Here is a 19,964-nt window from a genome sequence, read left to right on the forward strand (position 1 = left end):
TTAATTAGTTAATTAACATTATTTTTTAAAATTTTTAGGTTAAAAAAATTAAAAATTATAAATTTTAATTATTTAATTTTTTCTTCTTGATTCTAGAACAGCAAGTACATCTCTCCACTCAACGCCTTTATGCATAAGGGCTACTTGCAGATGATAAATTAAATCAGCAGCTTCATTTGAGATTGAATTTTTATCATTATCTTTGCAAGCCATTATAAATTCTGCAGATTCCTCTCCTATTTTTTTCAAAATAGTATTACTACCTTTTGTTAATAAATGATTTGTGTAACTTTTTTCTGATGGATTTATTGATCTTTCGTTAATTGTATTGAATAATTCAGAGCAAATATTTGAGAAGGGAGTTGTTTTTTTCTCTTTTTTATCACTTTGATTAATTTTGATTTCGTTGAAAAAACAACTTTTTTCCCCAGTGTGACATGCTCCTGAACCATTTTGTTCAATCAAAAGGATTAGTGCATCATTATCGCAGTCGAATCTTATCTCCTTAAGTATTTGGGTACTTCCACTTGTAGCTCCTTTTCTCCAAATTTCGGATCTTGATCTACTCCAATAATGAACGTTTTTGGTTTCAAGTGTCATTGTCAAAGATTCTTTGTTCATCCAAGCAAGCATAAGAATTGATCCGTCAAGCCAATCTTGTGCTATTGCAGGGATTAATCCATAATTATCAAAGCGTAGATCCTCTATCGAAAAATTAGTTGAATAAGTCATTATGTTCGTTATGTTAAATCCTACTCAATGTGTTTTATTAAAAATTATCCTAACAGTTAATTGATGTATATTCATTCTCTGAAATTTTCATGCAGCAAAAGTTACGAGGATTTTCCCTGTTCACATAGGCAATGGCGCCATGAAGGCCACTGCAGATTTGTGCATGGATATTCAAGATCATTCACCTTTTGGTTCACTGCAAAAAAATTAGACCTAAATGGTTTTGTTGTCGATTTTTCAAGTCTAAAGCCCCTAGAAAATAGACTAAAGGAGCAATTTGACCATACTTTTCTAATAAATAAAGATGACCCTTTGCTGAATTACTGGGAAAAATTACATGACTTAGATGCTTTAGATCTGAGAATTATGGATAATGTGGGAATGGAGTTCACCTCTGAATTAATTTGGAGATGGGCTAATGAATACTTACAGGATAAGGATAAGGGCAGAACATGTTGTTGGAAAACAGAATCAAAAGAAAATAAATCGAATAAAGCAAGTTATGAGGAAATTCCTGATTGGTTCAAATCTTAGATTAAAGTTGTTAATTTTAAAGTCATATAGGATTCTTTAATTAGATATTTAATCAACATTTATCTCTCCATTAACCAGATAAATATTAATCTCGTCTTTATTAAGGTAATGATTATTCAATATATTATTTGAAATTTTTGTCTCAATTTGTTTTTGAATAATTCTTTTTAAAGGCCTTGCACCATAGGCATGATCGAAACTATTTTCGACAAGTTGGTTAATTGCTTCATCCGTAATTTTGAATTTTAAGTTTTTTTTGTTAAGTCTTTTTTCTAAATGTTGAAGCTGGATTTTTGCAATTTCTTTTATGTCATTTAATTCTAAATTATTAAAAATAACTATTTCATCAAGTCGATTTAAAAACTCAGGCTTGAAAAATTTTTTAATTTCATTATCTACAACTTTTTTAATTTCATTTGTATCTTCTTTTCTAACTGATAAATCATTTATTGATTGACTTCCTAAATTACTTGTGAGAACAATGATTGAATTTTTGAAATTGATTGTACGACCTTGACCATCAGTAATGATTCCATCATCAAGAACCTGTAAGAGAATATCTAAAATATCTTTGTGAGCTTTCTCTATTTCATCTAGGAGTATTAATGAATAAGGATTTTTGCGTACAGCTTCAGTTAGTTGACCGCCTGATTCGAAACCTAAATATCCAGGAGGCGCACCTATAATTTTGCTCACTGAATGCTTTTCCATATATTCAGACATATCCAGTCTTGTAATTGAAGAATTTGAATCGAATATTATTTTGGCTGTTACTTTACTTAGCTCTGTTTTCCCAACACCAGTTGGACCTAAAAAGAGAAAACTGGCTAATGGCTTGCTTGGATCATTTAGACCAGTCCTTGATCTCTTAATGGAATCTGCAACTGCCCTAATTGCACTATCTTGACCAATAATTTTTTCTTTAAGGATTGACTCGAGGCTCAAGAGTTTATCTTTTTCTGACTGGTTTAAGTTCTGTACTGGAATAGAGGTCCACTTTGAGACAACTTCTGCAATATCATCAAAAGTTACCTCTTGTCTTAAAAGACTTGTATCTCCATTTTTTTGAGAATTTACTAGGGACTCACTTTTTTCTTTCAATTTTTTTTGCAAAGAATTTAAAGTTCCAAATTCTAATTCTGCTGCTTTGTTGAGGTCAAAACTCCTTTTGGCTTGATCTATTTGCAATTGAACAGATTCAATTTCTTCTTTTATGGTGCTAATCTCATCAATTTCATCTTTTTCTTTTTTCCATTGAGCGCCTAATTCTGCCTGTTTATCTTTAAGGGATATAAGTTCATTATTGATTTTTTTTAATCTTTCTATAGAAAAATCATCCGTTTCTCTTTTTAAAGATAATTTTTCCATCTCAAACTGTAGAACTTTTCGATCAATTTCATCAATTTCTTCAGGTTTGGAAGTTATGACCATATTTAATCTTGAGGCTGCTTCATCGATTAGATCTATTGCTTTGTCAGGAAGAAATCTATCGTTAATATATCTTTCGCTAAGGGTTGCAGCAGCAACTAAAGCATTATCAGAAATTCTCACACTATGATGAACTTCGTATCTTTCTCTCAATCCTCTTAAAATTGATACAGTATCATCTATTGAAGGAGCATCAACTTTTATCTTTTGAAATCTTCGTTCTAAAGCAGGATCTTTTTCTATATTTTGTTTATGTTCATTAATAGTTGTAGCACCAATACATCTAAGTTCTCCTCTTGCAAGCATTGGTTTTAATAGGTTGCTTGCATCTAAAGAACCTCCACTAGCGCCTGCACCAACTACCGTATGAATTTCATCAATAAAAAGAATAATCTTACCGTCTGATTCTTTCACTTTCTTTAGAATATTTTTTATTCTTTCTTCAAATTCTCCACGATATTTTGCTCCAGCTAAAAGTGAACCCATATCTAATGAAATTAGTTTCCTATCTTGTAGCGCAGAAGGTACATCGCCATTAATAATTCTTTGAGCTAACCCTTCTACAATGGCTGTTTTGCCAACCCCAGGTTCTCCAATAAGAACTGGATTATTTTTTGTTCTTCTACTCAATATTTGAATTGTTCTTCTAATCTCTTCATCCCTACCAATAACAGGGTCTAAAATCCCATCTCGTGCAGATTGAGTTAGATCAATACCATATTTTTCCAAAGACTCATTAGAACTATTAAATTCATTTTTTACTGCCGGATCTGACTTCATTTTCTTTATAATTTCAAGAAATTCTGGAATACCTTTTTGATTTAAAATTTGAAATCCATATTTATCATCATAAGTGAAACCGTAAACTAAGTGTTCTGTTGATATCACTACATCATTTAAAGTATTTTTAATATCATTCGCCTTCAAAAATATTTTGTGAAGAGTATCACCAATATATAAATTATCTTGTTTATTTTTCATTTTTGCCTTCGCATTTAATGAAGAAATTATTTCCCTCTCAAGATCTTTTAGATTTACATTATTTTTTTTAAAAATCTTTTTTGTAATATTGTCATCTTTTATAAGAGCTAATAATAAATTATCAGAGTCTACGTTTTGTTGATAATTTTTATAAGCAATTTCTTTGGCAAAAATAAAACAGTTCCAAGCAGAATTTGAGAATTCGCTTGGAACTATTTTCATCAATCAAAATTTGGGTATGACAGTAATAAATATTAAGTCAAAAAGGGTGTTTAACTATTTAGAAGATTTATTCAACAATAACTTTACCTACCATTCCAGCGCCTCTGTGTGGCTCGCAATAGTAATCATAAGTTCCAGCAGTATCAAATGTTTCTTCCCAAGACTCTCCTGGAGCAAAAGCTAGGTCCGCATGACTTAATTCCTCATGCCCATCAAAAACAGCATTGTGAGGGGCAAGTTTATTATTGACGAATTTAACTGTATCACCAGCACTAATGGTTACTGTACTTGGTTCAAATGCAAGCATTCCAGCATCTGTTCCAAGTTTTACTTCAACAGTCTTAGCTGAAACTGATGAAATACCTAGACCTAGAGTTAAAACTATTGCAAATAACCCTGCAAAGATTGAACGTAACATAATAAAAATTTGCTTATCTATACATATTACAAGGCTTTGGTAACCTAACTGCGAGAATTTTAATTGTTATTACAGCTTGGTAACTTTGATAACCTTAAAATATCATTCAGTGACTTGGCATAACTTTTAAGTTTAAAAGTCTCAGGATTAGTGATGGGGACATGATTAAAGTCATATTTTTTGATACTGAAGCTATCCCAAGGAGTAGTTTGGATGGGGAGAATTCTTAATAATATTTTTAGAATTTTTTTTGTAAGCGGTATCGCAAAAAATCTCCTCATATTATGTTTCTTTAAAAGTGTAATTATGGCATCATCAATTGAAATGAATTTTTGACCTAGCACAAATTTTCTAAAGCCTTTGTATTGCTCTTCTTTATGATTTTTAATTAGAAACCCGCAAATCTGGGCGATATCATTTGCGTGTATAAAGTGAAATTTAGAATCGAGTTTTAAAAATCTTGCTAACCAAAGCCATTTCCCAATTTCTTTCAATCCACTAGTTAAATAACTCACAGGATATTTACTTTTTTTTCCAAGATTCCCTCCAAAAACCAAGGTAGGGAAAACAGCGAATGTTTTTTCTGCAAATGAGCTTTCTCTAAGTCTCTGGAAACATTCATATTTTGTTTGAATGTACTCTGTTCCATAAATCAATGATTCCCTCATTAATTCTGTTTGGGTATCAAGAATACTAGCTGTTGAAAAATAAATAATCTTTTCTAACTTTTCAATATCAAGCATTTCTAGTAATTCTTCAAAAGCTTTAATATTTACTTCATAGGCTCTTTTTGGATCTCCCCAAGCTGTAGCAGTATGTATTAGGTAATTAATTTGACTAATTTCCTTTTTATACCTATTTGATTCCCTGATATCGCACACCATTAACTTGACTTTTTTATTTTCTTGAACAGAAATTGGTAACTTACTTTTGTCTCTTACCATGAGATAAAGCCTGAATTTTGTGTTTTTTAAAAACCAATCAACTAAATATTGGCCAACACATCCATTCGCACCTGTGATTAATAAGTTTTTATATGCCAAGACTTTGACTAGTAAGTGAGTTTTTTTCCATGTTCAAAAAATGTTTGAGCATTTTCTTCTGGAGTCCCAGGTAAAATCCCATGACCCAAATTAAGAATATATTTCCTGTCTTTAATTTTATTGAAAGTATTATCTATCCTTTCTTTTATTGATTCTTTGTTTCCGAATAAAATGCCAGGGTCAACATTACCTTGAATTCCAATCCCCCTGGGGATTCTTTTACAAGCCTCTTCAATATCTACTGTCCAGTCTAATGAGATTATATCTACTCCAGTTTTTGCCATTCTTTCTATGACACCAGCACTTCCTGAAATGTAAAGAATTATTGGTGTTTCAGGGTATTCCGCTTTTACAATTTCAACAACTTTTTTTTGATACGGCCCAGCAAAGATATCGTAATCTTGTGGGCTTAGTTGGCCTGCCCATGAATCAAAAATTTGTACTACTTGCGCTCCAGATTTTATTTGATATTTAAGATATTCACCAATAGATTTTGCAAAATGATCAAGAAGTTTATGAAGTAAATCTGGTTCATTAAAAGCCATTGATTTTATTAAAGAATAATTTTTACTGCTTTTACCTTCAACTACATATGCAGCAAGAGTCCAAGGTGCGCCAACAAAACCTAAAACTGTTGCCTCATTATTCACATCTTTTTTTAGTGAAGAAAGAACTTGCCCAACAAAACTTAAACTCTCACTTGGATTTAATTCTTTTAAATTTTCTACCTGGTTAAGAGTTCTTATTGGGTCCTCAATAATTGGACCTTTACTTTCTATTATTTCAAAATTTATGCCCATCCCTGGAAGAGGTGTGAGAATATCTGAAAAAAGGATCACACCATCCGGTTTGAAAGCATGAAAAGGCTGCATTGAAATCTCATATGATAGTTCTGGATTTTCAGACCTCTCTCTAAAGCTTGGGTAACGCTCCCTTAAATCTCTATAGATTTTCATATATCTTCCTGCTTGCCTCATCATCCATACTGGAGGCCTATTTACTTTTTTACCTAATGCGGCAGAAAGTAGTAGTGGTAAATCTTGACCCATTTTTCAATTCGATATTTTAAAAAAAAATTAAAATCCAACTTAAAAATCTTACAATGTAAAGCAGAGCAAAAGCGTTATATGAACATTTATATGAAGCACTAAGTTAAATGAGCCTTCTTATTTTTTTGATTGATGTTTGAAGATACTCACGCTTAATGGGGGCAAAGCAAGTTCTAGAGCATTTTGATAATCATGAATATTGTAATTTATAGTTTCTTTACCCCCCATATTTCCTTTGTTACTGCCCCCGTATCTAGAGCCATCTGAATTAAATATTTCTTTATAGAATCCTTCCACAGGAACACCTACTTTGTATGACCCATGAGTATTAGGTGTAAAGTTAGCAACAACAACAAGCCACTCATTGGTATCGTTTTCTCTTCTCATGAAACTTATAACCGAATTAGATTTGTCATTACAATCAATCCATTGGAATCCATAAGGATCAAAGTCATTTTTCCATAATGCAGGTTCATTTTTATAAAGAACGTTTAGGTCATCAATCAAGTTTCTGATACCTTTATGAGGCTCAAATTCTAGTAACTCCCATTGCAGATCATCCCAAACATTCCATTCTTGTCTTTGCCCAAATTCCATTCCCATAAATATCGTTTTTTTACCAGGGTGGGTCCACATATAAGTTAGTAATGCTCGAGTATTTGCATATTTCTTCCAGTCATCGCCAGGCATTTTATGCAAAAGATGACTTTTCCCATGAACAACCTCATCATGACTAAGTGCAAGCATAAAGTTCTCTGTATAGTTATATGTAATTGAGAAAGTTACACTATTTTGATGGAATTGCCTAAACCAAGGATCTATTTCAAAATAATCAAGCATATCGTGCATCCATCCCATATTCCATTTCAAGTTAAACCCTAACCCTCCCATGTCAGTTGGTTTGGTTACCATTGGCCAAGTTGTTGATTCTTCAGCGATAGAAAGTGCACCTGGGAAGTGTTGGAAGAGTACATGATTAGCCTGTTGAAGAAATTTAACGGCTTCTATATTTTCATTCCCACCATTTTCATTGGGTATCCATTCTCCATCTGGACGTAGATAATCTCTGTAAAGCATTGAAGCTACAGCATCTACTCTTATGCCATCAATATGAAACTCTTCAAACCAATAAACGAGGTTGGCTACTAAGAAATTTCTTACTTCGTTTCTGCTGTAATTAAATATTAGGGTTCCCCATTCTTTGTGTTCACCTATTCGTGAATCTCCATGTTCATAAAGATGACAACCATCAAAAAATGCTAAACCATGCTTATCTTTTGGAAAATGACCAGGCACCCAATCAAGAATTACGCCTATGCCCTCTTCATGACATTTATTTACAAACTCTCTAAATTCATTTGGGGTGCCAAATCTACTTGTTGGTGCATACCAGCCTGTAACTTGGTATCCCCATGAACCATCGAAAGGATGTTCAGATATTGGCATTAGTTCAATATGAGTGAATCCTCTCTCTTTTACGTAAGGGATGAGTTTCTTGGTTAATTCTGGATAAGTTAATAATCTTGTTCCAGGTTTTAAATCGGCTGCAGGCACTGGGTCTCTTGGTTCACCATTGTCCTCCAGATATTTATTATCTGTTGATTCATGGAGCCAACTTCCTAAATGCATTTCATAAACTGAAATTGGCTTGTTAATTTGACTAGAAGAATCTCTATTTGAAATCCAAGAACTATCATTCCAATTAAAGTTTTTCAATTTTGAAACTATTGAACCATTTTGAGGTCTGATTTCATGAAGGAAACCATATGGATCAGCTTTCTCATAAATATGACCTTGTTGTGTTCTTATTTCGTATTTATATGTGTCGCCCTCTTGCATTGTTGGCATGAATAGTTCCCAAATTCCCCCTAATCTTTTTTGCATTGGATGATGTCTTCCATCCCAAGAATTTATATCTCCAATTATCGAGATTGATTTTGCATTTGGAGCCCAAATGCAAAACATGACTCCTTTTTGATTCTTTTCTTCAATGAGATGTGCTCCCATTTTTTCCCAAATATGATGATGATTACCTTCTGCAAAAAGATGTCTATCAACTTCTCCCATCCACTCTTCTCTATATGACCAAGGGTCATGTTGTGTATGTGTGATCCCTCCTCGTGAAATATTTATTTCGTAATTATAATTTGGATTTTCAGGCAGGATAGCTTCAAAAAGCCATTTATGGTTTATGCTTTCCGCCTTATAGGTATTGTTTTTAAAATTTATTTTAACTTCGTCGGCTTCAGGCATCCATACCCTTATTACCCATTGTTCTTCATAAAAATGAGGACCTAATATTTTTAATGGATTATCATTGCAACAATTTTCTAGGTTGATAGCTTCTGATTTAATCCAGTCTGCTTGAATTGTCTCGATCATGACTGGTAGATATTAAGGATTAATAATATCAAATGATTAACCAAAAAAATAATTATTTATAAAAAAAAGGGGTCATTTTCATAAATGTTTTATTAAGGCTAAAACTTAGAGTAATAACTCTATGATTTGCTGAAGGCGCTCCAACATTTCCCTCCCCAAATCCAGGATTAACTCCAATAGCGGGATAAGCTGCTGCAGATATAGATAAGCGAAGCTTGCTATCTTTAATCAAACAAATATTTGTTGGCTGCATTGTTATTTGATAAATGCATTCTTCACTTATTTTGGAGTTTTTAACCCTTAAGAATCCGGTTGAAAATTGATTCACCTTTTCATTACCTTCTTCAACTAGAGATAAAGCAAGGCAGATATCGAAATTGGGCTGATCACTTTTTACTTGGATTTCTAATGTGGGAACTCCTCTTAAATATTGATCTTCTTCAAAAGAATTGGTTTGAAAAACACCTACATCCAGGCGTTTATCAATAATACTTCTATTAAACTTTCCTGGATTTGGACCTAAATGACCACCGTCAGATGGAGTAGGTCTCCATGGGTCATTAACAATTGTGAACCATCCTGATCCTTTTGAATTTATGGTCAGACTTCCATCTTCAACCTCTACATTTGCTGTGCCATCGCTTTTGAGCCCAAAAATAAATTCAGGGTGAAATTTATTATCTAATTCTTCCCATTTATTTAATGAAATATTCCATATTTTTTTCTCGTCTTTAAAATTCTTAGAATTAAATTTTTCATCTGATTTTAAATGTTTATCAAAAAATTTTAATAAAGATTCTTGTGATCCCTCCCACCAATTTAGATGTGTCGCATTCCCAATAATAATCTCTGGGCTTCCACCAGCTTCTTTAGATTTTTTATAAAGATCAAAGGCACCTTTTAAATGTGGATCCCAAAGTCCTCCAATAATTAACATAGGTTGTTTAATCCATGTTGAAATTGGTTTAAATTCTTCAAATGGGCGAGCATTATTTAAATTTTTAAGCCATTCCAAAACAAAGCTATTAGGATCATATTTTTTTAAAATATCAATTCCTTCCCTTAAATAACTTTTATTTTCTAAGGCTAATCTTATCTTTTCCCACTCAAGCAATTTATTTTCTCTTTTCATTTTTAGTGCTGCGATTTGAAGTCCCCATGCAATATTGTTATGCCACCAATATGCTCCTCCATCTGAGCACCAATGATCCTTAATATTCATCCCAGTCATTGCTGGAGATAAACAATCGGGCGGCTTTGAATTTAATTCACCAGTTAGTTGAGTAAATCCTTGATATGAAAAACCATATAAGCCAAGTTTTCCATTACATTCTTTTAGAGACCTTACCCATTCATGTGTTTCTGAAGTATCGCTAGCTTCTTGAGAAAAACCATTAAAAACTCCTTCAGAAGAACCCATACCTCTAACATCTTGAATTATTACCATATACCCTTTGGAAGCCCACCATTCTGGGTGAGAATAGGTAATAGTTGAAGCTATTTCCCTGCCATAAGGTTGTCTCATTAATAATGCAGGCCATGGCCCATTACTATTAGGTAACCAAATCCTTGATATAAGTCTTACTCCATCTCTAAGTACTAGAGACTTGTCAAACCATCTTGAACCAGACATTTAGGCTTTAGATAATGTCTGGACAGTGCAGCCCAATGACGTAAATAGAAAAGATCTCTGCGTTAACGGGAGTTAACTTTTTTTTGTTTGATACATACTCTATAGCTTTATCTGAACTAGCTGAAATGCCTTTTGAATTAAACTCTCTAAACTTATTACATAAATTCCTAGCTTCGTTTGGATTCTTTTTTACAGTTTCCAATAAGTTAGATTGACTTAAAACAGGGTATAAAGAGTTGGAAAACAAAAATAAAAAAAATAACAAAGGTTTCATTATCACTAACTTTTTCTAAATTCTACATTAAAAATTTTTTTTATCCAAGATTTCCAATAGATTTGTCGATTTGACTAGCTTTTTTAATCCATTCTTTTAAGAGAGTAAAAGTTGTATTTGTCTCAGTTTTTACTCTAAGAGTTCTTTCTAATCTACCAATTTTGCGTTCTAATTCGTAAGGAGTAGATAGTGATAATGATTTAATAGAAGATATACCGCAATGTAAAAGTAGATATGCTTGCGGTGGAGAAATTCCAATTTCTTTTTTAAAAATAGCTATAGCTCTAATTTTCTTTAGATTATTCAATGTACATAGTGAAGATTTTCTTTGAATCTCATTTATATCTAAGTCCGAAAGATTACTTAATTTTTCAAAGTCAGTTAGATTATTTTGAATAAAAAAAGATTTCTCATGTCTAAAATTAGTTGGCAAAAAATCTAAAAAAGTTTTACTTTCCATTTTTTAAAAGACTAATTCATTTTGACATTTTTCTGAACTTCTCCTATAACCACTGGTTTACTTACACCATCTGAAATTTTTTCAAGTTTTCTTATCTTTATTTTTACATTCGCACCAGATCTGCTACCTTTCCTTAAGTTTTCCGATAATTGTTCTAAAGTTGGTTCAATAGATTCTTCTGGAAAGTCATCATCTGCTTTAGCAATAATCAAATCGAACCCATTGTCATAAACAATTGGAACATATTTTGCACCTTCTATTACAACCTTTTCGGAGTAACTTTGTATAAATGCCCAACTACTCAAAGAAAGCAATAATGAAAAGATAGTTGCTCCAATTATTCGAAATTTAAAACCAAAATTAAATATAAAAGCTGCTATTGTGCAAATGAAAAGAAATATTCCAAAGAATCCAAAAATTTTGGGTGTGTTCTCTAATAGTTCAAAAAAAGACATTTAGTGGCTTTGACCTGATTAATTTCTTATATTTTGTAAGCCTACTCTATTTTTGGGCTCTAACTTGAAAAAAATTAGATCTCTAAATTTAAATACTAAGATTCTTTTGGTAGGGATGCTTTTACCTTTAGGTTTTTTAGGCACTTTTTTATTAAATAATTTTTTAAAAGAAACTTATAGTTCTAGGAAATTAGAACTAGAAAAAAGTATTGAGAATCTTTTAGATAAAAATGTTGATTTAGGTGATTATGTCGGGATTAGATTTCTAGGTATTTCTTTGGGTAATTCAAAAATTAATGATAAAAAAAATATAGATTCTGAAATTAAAGCTAAAAATGTATATGTGGGCATTATGCCTTTTAGATCTTTTTTAAAACAAAAATGGATTGTAAAAATAAGTCCTAAGGAAGCTGCCATAAATATAGATAGAGATTTTTTTAAAAGGGACGAATCTTATAAAAATGATCGAATTACAAAAAAATCACAATCAAAGTATGAATTGAACTTTAACTTAAATAAATATTCAGATCTGAAGTTTAATAAAGCAGGATTAAAAACAAAAGTAAAAGGTAATGTTATTTACAAGTCAAGAAATAGACAAATCATTGCAAATGTAAAATCAAATTTTGATGAAAAGGGTTTTTTAAAATTTAAATTTAATACAAAGTTAAATCAAGACTTTTTAAAACTGGATTTATTTTCTAGGGGTTTAGATCTTGAGAATTCTGAATATATTATTGGGAATAGAAAAATTAGCTTTAAAAAGGGTACCTTTAAATCTAACTTTAAATTTAATAAATCATCAAAGCGTACATTTTGTGAAGGAAGATTTTCTTTTACTAATTTAAAAATAAAACCAGAAGATTTCGCAGAGAATATAAATTCAGATTCAACTAGGTTTTTTTGTAAAGATAATAATTTAATTGGTAATTCAGAAAAATTAAATTATGGAACTTTGACTTCGAATTTTAATCTCAATGTACCATTTAATAAAAGTTCCAATAATATTGATCTAATAGGAAGTATTGGATACATTAATAGCCTGAATCCAGATATCAAATTATCGGGTAATATTCCCTATTGGTTTGATAGAAGAGGTATTAATTTTGGTGATATAGATACTAGTTTTAAAATAAATAGAACTCAATTATCTAATTTAAATATTTTCCGAAAAAATGATATAAGGGGTTTCATTACTGCTAAAGGAGAATTAAAAGGAAAAATTACTGATCCTGATATTTCTATAAACTTTAATGTTGATTATCCGCACTTTAAAGGTATCCGCATTAGAGAAACATGGGAGGGAGATATTAAAAATGAAAATAATGAATTTCTGCTAAATATGAAAAATAGATATTCTCCAATCCCTTCATTTCTTTCAATTAAGTTTGATTCTGATCTTAAACTAGATAATGCAAATTTTATAAGAGTTTTTAACTCAAATAAAGGGACTGTAGGAATTTTCAAAGAGGAAGATAGTTATAACTGGCGAGCGGATAATTTTCCTCTTGATGAACTTGAATTATCTTTAAACAAAAATCAATTCGATAGAATTGATGGAATTATTAATGGTGAAGGATCAATTTCGTCAGACCAGTCATCCTTGGTTGGACGACTTAGTTGGAGTTTAGGTAAATATAGAAATATTAATCTAGCCAATTCATTATTTGATTTCAGCGTCAAAAATAATTATTTTTACATAAGTTCTTCATTGTATCCAATTGATGGAGGAATAATTGAAGTCGAATATGATTCAAATAAAAATAATTTTATTAATTCAGAATTCACGAATGTAAGCACTAGTTGGACTATCCTTACCGCGGTTGATATTTTTAACTTTGATAATAAAAAAGTTATTCCCATAAGTAAATCGAATATTTTGGATGATTTGGAAATAAATAAAGATAATAAATCATTTAAAGAGAGGATCGATTTTATAAATAACTTTATTGAAAATAGTAATGTGCTAGAGGACAAATTTAATTTGCAAAAATATTTAAATAAATTTAGAAGTAGATACAATGGAAAAATTACTATTCAGGGCGATAGACCAGTCAATTATAAATTGAATGCAAAATTAAATGGCTATCTTGATGTATCTAGAGACGACTATAAGAATAATAAAGAGGAATTTTCTATTGATTTGGAAGGAGGATTATTAACAGGGAAAGGTTCTTTAAGAATTAATAAATTACCATTAAGTACTGCAAATATCTTTTTAAATAAACCAAGAGATTTTCTTGGAGGGTTAGATATGAATTTATTTTATGATCTTGATACAAAATCTTTCTCTAGTGAAATTTCTTCCAATAATTCATCAATTAAAAATAACACAATAACATTTGATAAAGGACTAGCTGAATTTAATAATTCTATTTTTGATATTGATTTTTCCCTTCTAATAAATGATTCTGAAATCCCAATTAATATTGAAGGCTCAATACCTATAAATAAATCAGATAACTTAGATCTAAGATTGATTGGGAATGGAAAATTTATTGAGTTAATAGATATTTTTGCTGATGAATACTTTACCTTTAAAGAAGGTGATGTGAATCTTAGAATGATTCTAAAAGGAACCTTAAATAAACCTCTATTAAATGGATTTGTCGTAATTAACGATTCTGAAATTGATTTTTTCAACAATATAATAAAAGATATTAATAGCATAATAATTTTTGATTTTGATTCTTTAGAGATCAATAATCTAAAAGCAAAGGCTGAAGATTCTGGGGAAATTTTTATAAAAGGGTCTTTGCCTTTTTATAGTAAGAATGATTCCGAGAAGGCAAAAATTAATTTGATAACAAATAGATTTACTTTAAAGAAAGATAATTTTAATTTTTTAATAGATTCAGATATCGATTTAAGTGGATCATTTGAAAGTCCTGTTTTGGGAGGTTCTCTATCTTTTAATAATGGATTTATTAATTTTAATAGCACCAATCAAAATAATAAAAAAGAAAATAATCTTATACGAAAAGAGGATAAAAAAGATTGGCCAGAACTCTATTGGAATAATAATGAAAATATTGAAATAATTTCAAATGAAACAATCTTGAATTCAGTTCTTTTGGGAGAAACTTTGCCTAATTATTTGGATAATTTGAGTTTTAATAATCTTAAATTAAAACTTGGTCCAGATTTTAAACTTCAATATTCAGAATTAATTCAAGCTTATTTAGATACCAAATTAGACCTTAATATAAACGGAAAGGTAGGCAAAGATTTAAATGCTAGAGGTCTAATTTATCTTAAAAAAGGTAGAGCTAATCTATATACTACTCCATTTAAACTTGATAAAAATAAAGATAATTATATTTTATTTGCATCAAGAAGTGGTGTTGTTCCATTTATTAATTTTTCTCTGGTTAGTAAAGTTCCAGATTCTATAATACCTATAAGTGAAAATAATCAGGATTCAAACATCTCAGGTGATCTTGATGTAAATGCGACTTCTAGTGGTTTGGGATCATTTGGGATTGGCAATTCAAGGCTTATCAAAATTGAAGCATCTTATGAAGGATTTTTAGATCAATTATCTTTTGCTGATGAAAATAGAAGAATCCAATTAAGGAGCACGCCAAGTTATAACAGATCACAAATAATTGGTTTGATTGGAGGTAACTCTGCAAATTTAATAAATAGAGCATTTATTTCTCAACTTAATAATGCTGATGCATTTAGTGAAAGATTTCAGTTATCTTTATATCCAGCGTTAATAGAAAATAATGATTCATTAAATAATATTTTTTCCAATGAAAATTTAGATATAGAAAATGATGGTCAATCATCTTCTAATGAGGAATTTTCTTCTCAAGCTTGGGTAGCCGAAATAGGGCTTGATATTACTGATGCGATAAATTTTGCCTTTCAAACGGTTCCAGGTAGAGATGATATTTCACCTTTAGGAATTTTGACTTTTCAGGCAAATCCAAACTTAGAATTATTAGGTTCTTATGATTCCAATGGGGATTGGAAAAGTCAAGTTCAATTATTTTTTAGATATTAACTCAGAAAGAAATTTACTTTAAAGAATCGTTAATTTGAATTATTATTAGATTAACTAAAAAATATTATGGCTAATATCTTTGAAGTTCCTCAACCAGGTAATGATCTTCTAGAAAAAGCTGATAAAGTTCGTTTGGCATCAATAAAAATAAGTCAGACTGAAAATCAAAATCGAATTAAAGCCTTAAATTTTATGGCTGATTATCTAGAAAAAAATTCTAAAGAAATATTAGAGGCTAATAATGCGGATTATTCAAGTGCAGAAAAAAAGGGTATTTCTAGGGCTTTACTTTCTAGATTAAAGTTATCAAAATCAAAATTAAATTCAGGAATTGAAGGGGTAAGAAAAGTTGGAGACTTGGCTGATCCTGTAAATCAAGTTCAAATAAAAAGAGAGCTTTCAAAGGGATTGATCTTAGAAAGAAAAACTGTGCCAATTGGAGTCTTAGGGGTTATTTTTGAATCAAGGCCAGATGCCGTGATGCAGATTAGTTCATTAGCAATAAGATCAGGTAATGGAGTAATGCTAAAAGGTGGTAGTGAAGCTAATTTAACAAATACTTCAATAGTGAAAGCATTGCAAGAAGGTTTAAATGAATCAGGTCTTGATAAAAATGCAATATGTTTACTAACAAGCAGAAAAGATAGCATGGCGATGTTAAATCTTGAGAAATATATTAATTTAATAATTCCAAGAGGAAGTAATGAATTAGTTAAATTTATTCAGGAGAATACAAGAATTCCTGTGCTAGGCCATGCTGATGGAATTTGTCATTTGTTTATAGATATTGAGGCAAATCTAGAGATGGCTTTATCAGTCGCTTTGGACAGCAAAATTCAATATCCTGCAGCATGTAATGCTATCGAAACTTTATTAGTCCATAAAGATATCGCACCAGCTTTTTTAGAAAAGGCCATCCCTTTATTTAATTCTAATGATGTTAAATTAATTGGAGATAAGAGATCAGTTGAATTAGGGTTAAAGTATGAGGCTAGTCTAGAAGATTGGAAAACTGAATATTTGGATTTAATTTTATCGATAAAAATTGTTGATGATCTTGAGGAAGCAATCACACATATTCAAAAATATAGTTCAAAACATACAGATGGAATAATTACTGAAAATTCAAATACTGCCAATAAATTTATGAATGTAGTTGATAGTGCAGGTGTTTTTCATAATTGCTCTACTAGGTTTGCAGATGGGTTTAGATATGGATTCGGAGCTGAAGTTGGTATATCTACTCAAACTCTTCCACCAAGGGGACCTGTAGGTCTAGAAGGTTTGGTAACTTATAAATATTTCCTAAAAGGTGATGGGAATATAGTTGATGATTTTTCATCAGGAAAGGCTATCTATACACATAAAGATCTTTAAAACTTTTAAAGATGGAAACTTTTTTAAAAATTGAGAATATTAAACTTTGGGCTAGGGTTGGCGTTCTTGATGAAGAAAGGGAATTAGGACAACTATTTATTTTAGATATATTTTTGTGGACTGATTTTGAAAAATGTACAGTAAATGATGATATAAAAAAAACAGTTGACTATTCAAAATTAGTTCAAATTTTAAAAGATCAATCAAAGAAAATATATTGTTTCACAATCGAAAAATATTCAAACGCAATTTTAGAAATCATTGATCAGGAATTTAAGCTTTCTAAAATTAAAATTATTTTGACAAAATGCAATCCTCCAATCACAGGTTTCGATGGGAAGGTGTCAATAGTAAGAATTCTTGAAAATAATTAAAGTATTGGAAAAAAGAAATCCCATTATATTGATTCATGGTCTTTGGAATACTTCAAGTATTTTTTCTTCTATTACCTCAAAACTTGATGATATTGGCATTGAATATTTTGCCCCAACTCTTAAGCATTCATATGGAATGACTTCAATTCTGGATTTGACTAATAAATTAAACGAATTAATTTTAGAGAAATATGGTTTAGAAAAAGAAATAGATATTTTGGGATTTTCTATGGGAGGAATAATTGGTAGGTACTGGCTTCAAAAATTTAATGGGTATAAAAGAACAAGAAGATTAATATCTATAGGTTCCCCTCACAAAGGAACTTTGATGGCTCAATTAATACCTAAATACCCTTTTAGAGGAATATCAGAAATGAAAATAAATAGTAAGTTTTTAAGAGAACTCGCAAATAATGATTTTTTTCTTGATGATATTGAGTGTATAAATTTCTTTACTTATTGGGATATGATGGTTTTCCCTGGCTGGTGGACAAATTTAAATTTTGGAAAAAAAATATCAGTAAAAGTATATAAACATAGAAATCTTGTAAGAAATAAATCTGTGGTTGATAAAATAATCGATGAAATTATTATGTAGCTCCAGATAGACCTAAGTGTCTTATTAAGGAATCTGTTTGTGGCTCTCTTCCCCTGAATAGTTTAAATATGTCTAATGGAGGTAAGCTTCCTCCTAAGCTAAGTATTGTATCTTTGAATTTCTTTCCTATTAACTTTAAATCTTCAGAGTTTTCTAGATCAGCTTCTTCAAACATTGAAAATGCATCAGCACTTAGAACTTCAGCCCATTTATATGAGTAATATCCTGCAGAATATCCGCCTGCAAATATATGACTAAAACAACAAAGAAATTGATCTTCTTGAATTGGTTCAATAACAGTAGTTTGTTTTGCAATTTCTCTTCTTATTTCATCTGCTGTTTTACCTTCGTTTTTATCAATACTACTGTGCAATCTGAGGTCTGTAATTGCAAAATGTAGTTGTCTAAGAGTAGCCATACCACAATTAAAAGTTCTATTCTTTAGGAGCTTCTCAAAATTCTCATCGGATAATTTTTCTCCTGTTTTGTAGTGCTTAGCAATATTCATAAGTGTATTTTTATGAAAACACCAGTTTTCCATAAATTGACTTGGAAGTTCGACTGCATCCCACTCAACGTTGTTGATGCCAGCTGCTTGAGGAAGATTTACAGTAGTAAGCATGTGTTGAAGACCATGACCAAATTCATGGAAAAGTGTCTGAACTTCTTCAAAACTCATCAAACTAGGTTTATCTTTTGATGGTGGAGTCTGATTACAAACGAGATAAGCTACAGGGAGGGTCTTTTTGCCAACATTATTTTTATTCAAACATTCATCCATCCAAGCCCCTCCTCTCTTTGATTCAGGCCTCGAATATGGATCCAGGTAAAAAGATGCTATTTTCTTATCTTCTTTATTGAGGATATTAAAAAATAAGACGTCATCATTCCATAGAGGAGCCTCATCAGTCGCCTCAACTACTTTAATTTCAAAAAGCTTCTCACTTAATTTAAATAAACCTTTCAAAACATCATTTAGTGGGAACCAAGGTCTCAAAGACTCTTGATCCAAATTGAGCTTTTCCTTTCTAAGAAGTTCAGACCAATAACTAATATCCCATGGCTCAATATTCTGCGATTTTGGAAACCCATTAGCTTTAGAAAACTTATCGAGCGTTTCTAATTCAATTTTTGCGGTTTTGAATGCTGGTTCTCTCAATTCTTCTAAAAGGTTTTCAACATTTTTAATTTCTTTCGCCATTTTCGTTGACAAACTTAGTTCTGCCCAACTTTTATAACCGAGAAGATTAGCCTGTTTAGTTCTAAGAGATAATATCTCTTCAATGATTTGAGAATTATTTTTTTCTCCTTGAGATGCCCTACCAACGAATGCCTTATAAAGTTTCTCTCTAAGGTTACGGTCGGTGGCATATGTCATAAATGAAGTATAAGTTGGAATATCTAGACTTAATTTCCAAGGACCATTTTTAATATCAACTTCTTCATCTTTTTTTAAGTGATTGTGTGCAGAAATTGCCATCAATTCAAGTACTCGTTCAGGAAGACCATCGACTTCAGATTTTTTATTTAATATTAAAAACCATTTATTAGTAGCATCAAGAACATTATTGCTGAAGTCTGTTGATAGCTTTCCAAGCTTTTCTGAAATGTTGTTGAATTCTTCTTGATCATTCTTTTGTAGTGAAATTCCTCTATGTTGCATCTCAAGAATTTCTTTATCTAAAATTCTGTTTTTGATTTGATCAAAGTTATTTGTCTCTTTAAGCTTGACTAAAGAATTGTAAATTATTTTACTTTGTCCGAATTTATTACTCAAGCTAATAATCTCTGGAAGAAATTTTGAATAAATATCTCTAAGACTTTCAGAATTATTTACTGCATTTAGGTGACTTATTACTCCCCAACTCCATCTAAGAATTTCATTGACTTCATTTAAGGGATTTATTACCTTATCCCAATTTAAATCATTGTGAATCAAATAGTTAGATAAATTTTTCTCAATGTTTTTAAAATCTTTAGCTATCTTTTCTA

16 protein-coding genes are annotated in these 19,964 nt (G+C 30.8%); 5 read left to right on the forward strand and 11 right to left on the reverse strand.

What is annotated here, in order from left to right:
- Positions 1–72: 72 nt before the first annotated feature.
- Positions 73–732 carry a bifunctional phosphoribosyl-AMP cyclohydrolase/phosphoribosyl-ATP diphosphatase HisIE gene (gene hisIE / locus MK115_RS01220; RefSeq protein WP_287608422.1) on the reverse strand — a complete coding sequence of 220 codons (660 nt, stop codon included), beginning with the start codon at positions 730–732 and terminating at the stop codon, positions 73–75.
- Positions 733–795: 63 nt separating this feature from the next.
- Here hisIE and MK115_RS01225 point away from each other — a divergent pair, with 63 nt between their 5' ends.
- On the forward strand, positions 796–1,266 hold the full coding sequence (locus MK115_RS01225; protein ID WP_002807714.1) for a 6-carboxytetrahydropterin synthase: 471 nt from the start codon (positions 796–798) through the stop codon (positions 1,264–1,266).
- Positions 1,267–1,314: 48 nt separating this feature from the next.
- Here MK115_RS01225 and MK115_RS01230 read toward each other — a convergent pair whose 3' ends face one another.
- From MK115_RS01230 to MK115_RS01270, 9 genes are all read right to left on the reverse strand, one after another.
- Positions 1,315–3,897: an ATP-dependent Clp protease ATP-binding subunit gene (locus MK115_RS01230; RefSeq protein ID WP_287608426.1), complete on the reverse strand. Its 2,583-nt coding sequence runs from the start codon at positions 3,895–3,897 to the stop codon at positions 1,315–1,317.
- Between the two features lie 67 nt (positions 3,898–3,964).
- Positions 3,965–4,315 (reverse strand): plastocyanin, encoded by a 351-nt coding sequence (petE, locus tag MK115_RS01235; protein WP_025894221.1) that lies wholly within the window; start codon positions 4,313–4,315, stop codon positions 3,965–3,967.
- A gap of 59 nt (positions 4,316–4,374) precedes the next feature.
- Entirely contained in the window at positions 4,375–5,358 is a 984-nt protein-coding gene (locus tag MK115_RS01240; RefSeq protein ID WP_287608430.1) for an NAD-dependent epimerase/dehydratase family protein, read from the reverse strand.
- An 8-nt stretch (positions 5,359–5,366) separates the two neighbouring features.
- The gene (hemE, locus tag MK115_RS01245; protein ID WP_287608431.1) at positions 5,367–6,407 is read right to left on the reverse strand and encodes a uroporphyrinogen decarboxylase; all 1,041 of its coding nucleotides are present in this window, start codon (positions 6,405–6,407) and stop codon (positions 5,367–5,369) included.
- 117 nt (positions 6,408–6,524) lie between these two features.
- The gene (gene glgB / locus MK115_RS01250; RefSeq protein ID WP_287608432.1) at positions 6,525–8,789 is read right to left on the reverse strand and encodes a 1,4-alpha-glucan branching protein GlgB; all 2,265 of its coding nucleotides are present in this window, start codon (positions 8,787–8,789) and stop codon (positions 6,525–6,527) included.
- A gap of 52 nt (positions 8,790–8,841) precedes the next feature.
- Positions 8,842–10,422, reverse strand: coding sequence for a CocE/NonD family hydrolase (locus tag MK115_RS01255; RefSeq protein ID WP_287608433.1), 1,581 nt, complete (start codon positions 10,420–10,422; stop codon positions 8,842–8,844).
- A 7-nt stretch (positions 10,423–10,429) separates the two neighbouring features.
- A complete protein-coding gene (locus tag MK115_RS01260; protein ID WP_287608434.1) occupies positions 10,430–10,696 on the reverse strand; it encodes a DUF8664 family protein in 267 nt (88 codons plus the stop codon).
- A 40-nt stretch (positions 10,697–10,736) separates the two neighbouring features.
- Positions 10,737–11,156, reverse strand: a complete 420-nt coding sequence (locus MK115_RS01265; RefSeq protein ID WP_287608435.1) for a DUF4332 domain-containing protein — start codon at positions 11,154–11,156, stop codon at positions 10,737–10,739.
- 11 nt (positions 11,157–11,167) lie between these two features.
- Positions 11,168–11,611, reverse strand: a complete 444-nt coding sequence (locus tag MK115_RS01270; RefSeq protein ID WP_287608436.1) for a DUF2518 family protein — start codon at positions 11,609–11,611, stop codon at positions 11,168–11,170.
- A 115-nt stretch (positions 11,612–11,726) separates the two neighbouring features.
- On the opposite strand from MK115_RS01270, the gene MK115_RS01275 reads away from it, so the two are divergent.
- The 4 genes from MK115_RS01275 (at position 11,727) to MK115_RS01290 (ending at position 17,972) form a co-directional block, all read left to right on the forward strand.
- Positions 11,727–15,623 (forward strand): translocation/assembly module TamB domain-containing protein, encoded by a 3,897-nt coding sequence (locus MK115_RS01275; protein ID WP_287608443.1) that lies wholly within the window; start codon positions 11,727–11,729, stop codon positions 15,621–15,623.
- Positions 15,624–15,689: 66 nt separating this feature from the next.
- A complete protein-coding gene (locus MK115_RS01280; RefSeq protein ID WP_287608437.1) occupies positions 15,690–17,000 on the forward strand; it encodes a glutamate-5-semialdehyde dehydrogenase in 1,311 nt (436 codons plus the stop codon).
- A gap of 11 nt (positions 17,001–17,011) precedes the next feature.
- Complete coding sequence (gene folB / locus MK115_RS01285) at positions 17,012–17,374, forward strand: dihydroneopterin aldolase (protein ID WP_287608438.1); 363 nt, start codon at positions 17,012–17,014, stop codon at positions 17,372–17,374.
- Between the two features lie 4 nt (positions 17,375–17,378).
- Entirely contained in the window at positions 17,379–17,972 is a 594-nt protein-coding gene (locus MK115_RS01290; RefSeq protein WP_287608439.1) for an esterase/lipase family protein, read from the forward strand.
- On the opposite strand, the gene MK115_RS01295 is transcribed toward MK115_RS01290, so the two are convergent.
- On the reverse strand, positions 17,965–19,964 hold a 2,000-nt coding region (locus MK115_RS01295; RefSeq protein WP_287608440.1), incomplete at its 5' end, for a M3 family metallopeptidase. The two genes, MK115_RS01290 and MK115_RS01295, sit on opposite strands and share 8 nt — an antisense overlap.

Origin of the sequence: Prochlorococcus sp. ALOHA_ZT_50, assembly GCF_022447305.1 — a bacterium.
Classification (GTDB): domain Bacteria; phylum Cyanobacteriota; class Cyanobacteriia; order PCC-6307; family Cyanobiaceae; genus Prochlorococcus_A.

Coding starts and splice junctions, on each gene's coding strand:
- hisIE (WP_287608422.1), bottom strand. CDS start 732: ATGACTTATTCAACTAATTTTTCGATAGAGGATCTACGCTTTGATAAT.
- MK115_RS01225 (WP_002807714.1), top strand. CDS start 796: ATGTATATTCATTCTCTGAAATTTTCATGCAGCAAAAGTTACGAGGAT.
- MK115_RS01230 (WP_287608426.1), bottom strand. CDS start 3,897: ATGAAAATAGTTCCAAGCGAATTCTCAAATTCTGCTTGGAACTGTTTT.
- petE (WP_025894221.1), bottom strand. CDS start 4,315: ATGTTACGTTCAATCTTTGCAGGGTTATTTGCAATAGTTTTAACTCTA.
- hemE (WP_287608431.1), bottom strand. CDS start 6,407: ATGGGTCAAGATTTACCACTACTACTTTCTGCCGCATTAGGTAAAAAA.
- glgB (WP_287608432.1), bottom strand. CDS start 8,789: ATGATCGAGACAATTCAAGCAGACTGGATTAAATCAGAAGCTATCAAC.
- MK115_RS01255 (WP_287608433.1), bottom strand. CDS start 10,422: ATGTCTGGTTCAAGATGGTTTGACAAGTCTCTAGTACTTAGAGATGGA.
- MK115_RS01260 (WP_287608434.1), bottom strand. CDS start 10,696: ATGAAACCTTTGTTATTTTTTTTATTTTTGTTTTCCAACTCTTTATAC.
- MK115_RS01265 (WP_287608435.1), bottom strand. CDS start 11,156: ATGGAAAGTAAAACTTTTTTAGATTTTTTGCCAACTAATTTTAGACAT.
- MK115_RS01270 (WP_287608436.1), bottom strand. CDS start 11,611: ATGTCTTTTTTTGAACTATTAGAGAACACACCCAAAATTTTTGGATTC.
- MK115_RS01275 (WP_287608443.1), top strand. CDS start 11,727: ATGCTTTTACCTTTAGGTTTTTTAGGCACTTTTTTATTAAATAATTTT.
- MK115_RS01280 (WP_287608437.1), top strand. CDS start 15,690: ATGGCTAATATCTTTGAAGTTCCTCAACCAGGTAATGATCTTCTAGAA.
- folB (WP_287608438.1), top strand. CDS start 17,012: ATGGAAACTTTTTTAAAAATTGAGAATATTAAACTTTGGGCTAGGGTT.